The following is a 1553-nucleotide window of genomic DNA, read 5'->3' as shown; positions in this document are numbered from 1 at the left end:
GTAGATCTTCTCACAAAATATTCCCAGAGATAGTATAATACAAGCAGCTTTAAACAATGATAAGGATTCATTGATAACGCCAGGACAACCCTCACGATGGGCAGGAGGTTTTTGCATCCTAACTCAGCATAAATTTCTACACATTTTTCTGGTTAAGCAGAACTATGGCATCTTCCAAACTGACGTCTTCTGCTTTGCCCTTAACCGCCACGTTCACTTTACCGCATTTGAGATAAAACCCATACCTCCCCTTACACAGGTATATCTCTTTCCCATTTTCATGCATTCCCAAGAGCTTTCCTTTTTTTTCCGCTTGGCTGTTGATAATATTCACTGCTTCATCCAGCGTAACGTTATAAAAGTCCTCCCTGTCCTTAATCGAAAAGTATGTTCCACCGTAGAGAACGTAAGGGCCAAATCTTCCCATACCAAGCTTGATCTCTTTATCAGTACCGGGAAAATTTCCCAAAGTTAGTGGCAATGCGAGAAGTTTCTGTGCAAGGTCCATACTCATCTCACCAATTCCCTTGGGAATAGAAACCCGCTTTGTACTATTCCCCAACTGAAGATACTCCCCGTATGGCCCATTTTTCAATAATATCTCTTCCTGCGTTTCTTGATCTATACCTACTATTCGAGCAGAATCATCTCCAGTAACGCTCGGATCACTGCCAATACCTCTAGTGTACCTGCATTCTGGATACCTGTTACAACCCAAAAACGCGTTGCTCTTGCCAATGTTCAGCATCAGCTCTCCTGCCCCACATGATGGACATACCTTACTTGTACTCTCCCCGGATGCACCAGAAAATGCGTAACTTTCCAAATCCCTAGTGACAGCCTTCAAGATCTCACCGACCTCGACAGTCTTTACAGAACTAACATCCGCAATAAACTTGTTCCAAAATTCCTGCAGCACGTCCTTCCAGACCATCTTGCCGTTGGAAATCAAGTCTAACTCCTCTTCAAGATTTGCCGTGAAATCGTATTCCACATATTTCCTGAAAAAGTTTGTGAGAAATGCATTTACAATTCTTCCCCTTTCACTAGGAATAAAACGCTTTTGTTCCAGGTTTGTATAGCCCCTGTCCTGCAAAACAGAGATGATCGTAGCATAAGTTGAAGGTCGCCCAATTCCTATCTCCTCCATTTTCTTTACCAAACTCGCCTCGCTATAACGTGCTGGCGGTTGTGTAAAGTGCTGATTTGATTTCACATCCAACAATTCACAAGATTCCCCCTCTTTCAACGCAGGAAGCATCTTTCTTTTATCATCATCCTCAGAACCATAGGCCCTATAGTAGCCATCAAAACTCAAAGTAGACCCCGTTGCATGAAGTACAACTCTTCCATCAAGATCACGAATGTCAACCGCTACCTGATCAATCACGGCTGACTCCATTTGGCTAGCAATTGTCCTTTTCCAAATCAAGGTGTAAAGCTTCAGCTGTTCATCTGTCAGATACCTTGCGAGGCTTTCGGGAAGCATAGTAATATCCGTAGGCCTTATGGCCTCATGGGCTTCCTGCGCGTTCTTAACCTTCTTAGTATAA

At 43.3% G+C, this 1553-nt stretch carries 1 protein-coding gene; it reads right to left on the bottom strand.

The features are described from left to right. Positions 1-136: 136 nt before the first annotated feature. Positions 137-1553, bottom strand: a 1417-nt coding sequence (locus tag ANPL_RS02190) for a DNA topoisomerase (RefSeq protein WP_174764261.1), incomplete at its 5' end; no start/stop codon positions are given.

Origin of the sequence: Anaplasma platys, assembly GCF_012790675.1 — a bacterium.
In the GTDB taxonomy this organism is placed as follows: Bacteria; Pseudomonadota; Alphaproteobacteria; order Rickettsiales; family Anaplasmataceae; genus Anaplasma; species Anaplasma platys.
This window is presented reverse-complemented; position numbering and strand designations above follow the sequence as displayed.